At 75.3% G+C, this 4619-nt stretch carries 2 protein-coding genes; both read left to right on the top strand.

Annotated features, from left to right (window positions below):
* The coding region (locus AAHZ94_RS28820; protein ID WP_349996556.1) for a PP2C family protein-serine/threonine phosphatase at positions 1–1208 on the top strand (1208 nt) is incomplete at its 5' end.
* 656 nt (positions 1209–1864) lie between these two features.
* Entirely contained in the window at positions 1865–3223 is a 1359-nt protein-coding gene (locus tag AAHZ94_RS28815; RefSeq protein ID WP_349996555.1) for a vWA domain-containing protein, read from the top strand.
* Positions 3224–4619 lie beyond the last annotated feature (1396 nt).

Genomic DNA, 4619 nt, shown 5'->3' with positions numbered 1-4619 from the left:
GCATGCCGGGCCACCCGCCGACCGCGGCGCAGCAGCCGTACGGGGCGTACGCGTCCCACGGGCGAGAGCAGCCGCACGGGCCGTACGACCCGCAGCAGCAGCCGTACGCCGCGCACGAACCACCCACCCCCCACGAACCAAATGAGCTGAACGAACTGAACGCGCTGGATGAGTTGGACGAGCCCACACTGGACATCTCGGCGGGAGCGGCCGACGGGCCGGGGCGCGGCGCCGGGGCGCCGTCGGTGGCGCCGGCGGTGGCCGGCGGTGCCGGGCCGCGGGACACCGAGCCGCGCCGCTGCGGGGAGTGCCGGGCCGGCGCCATCGACGACGACGGATACTGCGAGAACTGCGGGCACGCCCAGCCGCGGGAACGGGACCACATGGAAGAGGAGTTGGCGTTCGTCGCCGCCGCCAGCGACCGCGGGCTGCGGCACCGCCGCAACGAGGACTCGTTCACGCTCTCCGAGGCGGAGTTGCCCGACGGGTCGCCGGCGGTGGTCGCCGTGGTGTGCGACGGGGTGTCGTCGGCCACCCGGCCGGACGACGCGGCGGCCGCCGCCGCACGGGTGGCCGGCGAGCGGCTGCTGACCGCGCTGCCGCAGGGCACCCACCCGCAGCAGGCCATGCACGAGGCGATCATCGCCGCCGCCGACGCGGTCAGCGCGCTGGCCCTGGAGGCCCGCCCGGCCCAGCGCGACCCGCACCGCCACGAGAACGCGCCGGCCTGCACCATCGTCAGTGCCGTGGTCGCCTCCGGCATCCTGACCGTCGGCTGGATCGGCGACAGCCGCGCGTACTGGGTCCCCGACGACCGCGCCACGCCCGCCGCCCGGCTCACCGAGGACGACTCGTGGGCGGCGCAGATGGTCGCGGCCGGGCTGCTGTCCGAGGAGGAGGCGTACGCGGACGAGCGGGCGCACGCCATCACGGGGTGGCTGGGCGCCGACGCGTACGAGATCGAGCCGCACACCGCCGCGTTCAAGCCCGACCGGCCCGGCGTGGTCGTGGTGTGCACGGACGGGCTGTGGAACTACGCCGAGTCGGCGCCCGAGATGGCCGCCGCGGTGCCGGCGCACGCCCGGGCCCGGCCCATGGAGAGCGCGCGCAGCCTGGTCGGCTTCGCACTGGAAGGTGGTGGCCACGACAACGTAACGGTGGCCGTGGTGCCGTTCCCGATCACGACGGGACGGGCAACCTCGCTCTGAGCGGCGCTGGACGGCGGCGGACGAGGCTGGACGGCGCTGCGGAGCACTGGGGAGCGCTCGCGCAGCGCGGGGCAGCACCGGACGACACCGGGCAGCATCGACGGAGCGCTGGGGAGCCCCCGCGCAGCGCGGCGCAGCACCAGGCCGCGCGGCGCAGCAGCGGGCAGCACGGCGCGGCGCCAGGCCGCACCGGAACGGCTCTCAGCAGCGCTGAGCAGCAGCAAGGCAAGTCATCAAGCAGTACTGATCAGTTCTCAGCAGTTCTCGGCAGCTCAGAACAACTCTGAACAGCCCTGGACAACCCTGGACTACTCGGATCAGCATCGGGGCAGCTCAGAGCAGTCTGAGGAGGACGGTGGGCCGCCCACAGCGGCCCACAGCGGTCGGTCGGCGCCGGGGGGTGCCGCAGGCCGCGGAACGGGGGAAGGCCCCGTCGGCACCGTTCGCGGTGCGGCGGGGCACGTACAGGAGCACCCGATCGGGCAGTGCCCGGTGCGGGAGCGCGGAATACCGCGGGGGTGAGGGGCCCCCGCGGCGTCACGGGGGATCACGGGGACACCCGCACGCAGTCAGGGAGCCGTCGGCGCGTACGTCCCGGTCCGCCCCCATCCTCATGGGTCACAACGGAGCGTCACGGACGTCAAGGAGCGGATCAGATGGCCAACTTCGCCAAGTCGCACGGGCCACAGTTCTCGGTCGACGTGTACCAGAACGAGTTCCTGCCCGAGGGCGGGCGCGAGGTGAACGCGATCGTCACCGTCACCGCGACCGGCGGGGGCACCGCGAGCTACCAGGTGCCCTCCCAAGCCGGGCCGCGCGACGCCCAGCCGTGGTGGCAGGGGCCGAGCGCGGCGGTGGCCATCATGGTCGACTGCTCGGGCTCGATGGACTACCCGCCCACCAAGCTGCACAACGCGCAGGAGGCGACGGCGGCAGCGATCGACACGCTGCGGGACGGGGTCGCGTTCGCAGTGATCGCCGGTACGCACAAGGCCGTCGAGGTCTACCCGGGCGGCGGCCGGCTGGCCCGCGCCGACGCGGGCACCCGGGCCGCGGCCAAGGACGCGCTGCGCACCCTGAGCGCGGGCGGCGGCACCGCGATCGGGAGCTGGCTGCGGCTGGCCGACCAACTGCTGCACACCGAGGACGTGGCGATCCGGCACGGCATCCTGCTCACCGACGGCCGCAACGAGCACGAGGAGCCGCAGGCGCTGCGGGCCACCCTGGACGCCTGTTCCGGGCGGTTCACCTGCGATGCGCGGGGCGTCGGCACCGACTGGGAGGTGAAGGAGCTCAAGGCCATCGCCTCGGCCCTGCTGGGCACGGCCGACATCGTGGCGAACCCCGCCGAGCTCGCGGCCGACTTCCGCCGCATCATGGAGTCCGCTATGGGGAAAGAAGTGGCAGATGTCGCTTTGCGCATCTGGACCCCGCAGGGCACGGACGTCACATTCGTGAAACAGGTCGCCCCCCGCGTCGAGGACCTCACCCACCGCCGCACCGCCTCGGGGCCGCGCTCCGGCGACTACCCGACCGGCTCGTGGGGCGACGAGTCGCGCGACTACCACGTGGCGGTGCGCGTCCCGTCCGCCGGCATCGGCCAGGAGATGCTGGCAGCGCGGGTGGCGCTGGTCCTGCCGAGCCCGGACGGCGGCGCTCCGCAGCCACTGGCGCAAGGGCTGGTACGGGCCGTGTGGACGGCCGACATGGAGGCATCGACCTCGATCAACCGGCAGGTCGCGCACTACACGGGGCAGGCCGAGCTGGCCGCGGCGATCCAGCAGGGCCTGGACGCGCGCAAAGCGGGCGACTGGGACGGAGCGACCTCGAAACTGGGCCGCGCGGTGCAGCTCGCGGACGCCCTGGGGAACGCCGAGACCGCGAAACTGCTTTCGAAGGTGGTGGACGTCGTGGACCCGGTGACAGGTACTGTGCGACTGAAGGCCAAGGTGGAGGACGCGGACGAGATGACGCTCGAAACACGTTCCACCAAGACCGTTCGCGTAAAGAAATAACGCGGTGCGCAACCCGGCCGGCCGGTCGGGGGCGAACCGCTGCACAGCGACACGAACCCGTCGCGCCCCGGCCGCCTCGGCCCGGGCCGGCACCCGAACCACCTGCTCCGTCAGCTCCACCAGCACCAGCGCCAAGAAACGGCACACGAGGGGGAATCACCGACATGCCGACTTGCCCAAACGGCCATCAGTCGTCGGCCGAGGACTATTGCGAGGTGTGCGGCCACCGTATGTCGGCCGCACCCGCCGGCGTCGTTCCCCCGCCCCCGCCGCCGCCCGGCGTGATGGGCATGCCGCAGCCTCCGGCGCCCCCCGCCCACCCGGGCCAGCTTGGTCACCCGGGTCAGCCTGGTCACCCGGGGCACCCGGGGCCCGGCGGCTTCGACGGTCCCGGTGGTCCCGGGCCCGGCCCCGTCCCCGGCCGCTTCGACGGCCCGGGCGGCCCGGGTGCGCCCGGCGGCCCTGGTGGCCCTGGTGGCCCTGGTGGATTCGACGGTCCGGGTGCGCCCGGCGGTCCCGGCGGCTTCGACGGTCCGGGGGGACCCGGTAGGCCAGGTCCCGGCGGGCCCGGTGGCTTCGACGGTCAGAGCGGGCCCGGCCGGCCAGGGCCCGGTGGGCCTGCTGGTCCCGGTGGTCCCGGCGGTTACGACCGTCCCGGTGGCCCGGGCGGGTTCGACGGTCCCGGTGCGCCCGGTGCCTTCGGTGGCCCCGGCGCCCCCGGCGGTTTCCCGCCGCCCGGCGGCCCTGGCGGTCCCGGCGCGCCTGGCGCTCCCGGTGGCCCCAGCCCCTTCGCCCCGCCCCCGCCCGGTGGTCCGGGCGGTCCCGGTGCTCCGGGCGGCTACGGCTACCCCGGTGGCCAGCCCGACGCCACCTTCCAGGCGGAGCTGTGCCCGCAGTGCCGTACGCCGCGTGAGGCACAGGCGCCGTTCTGCGAGGAGTGCCGCTACAACTTCATCACCCAGTCAGCGACCTCGTACACGCCGTACAGCCCCACCCCCGCGCCCGGCCAGCCGGGCCAGGGTGGCGGATTCCCGCCGCCGCCGGGCCCCGGGCAGCCGCACGGGCAGCCCGCGCACCCGCACGGTTCCGAGTCCTCCCGGCCTCCGGGCCCGCCGCAGCCCGGCCCCGACTACCCGGGCCCGCACCAGCCGAACCGACCCGGCGACCCGCAGGCGCCGGCCCCCCTGCCGCCGCACGCCGGCGGCCCGCACGGTGGGGGCCCGCACGCTCCCGGTCCGCACGGGCCGGGTCCGCACGGTGGTGACGGTCGGCCCGCAGGTCCGCCGCAGGGTGGCTTCGGTGGCGACGACGACTGGATGCTCTCGCCTCCGGGCGCTCCCGAGGCGTCGGCGGCCCCCCCCCGCGCGCCCGCGCCCCCCGCCCCCCCGCCCGTGCC

This window comes from Streptomyces sp. HSW2009 (assembly GCF_040240285.1).
GTDB lineage: Bacteria > Actinomycetota > Actinomycetes > Streptomycetales > Streptomycetaceae > Streptomyces.
Note: the sequence above shows the minus strand (reverse complement) of the source record. Positions and strands in the feature narration are given on the sequence as shown.

What these genes read in the sequence shown, in the direction of transcription:
- AAHZ94_RS28815 (WP_349996555.1), top strand. Translation starts at nt 1,865, where the DNA reads ATGGCCAACTTCGCCAAGTCGCACGGGCCACAGTTCTCGGTCGACGTG.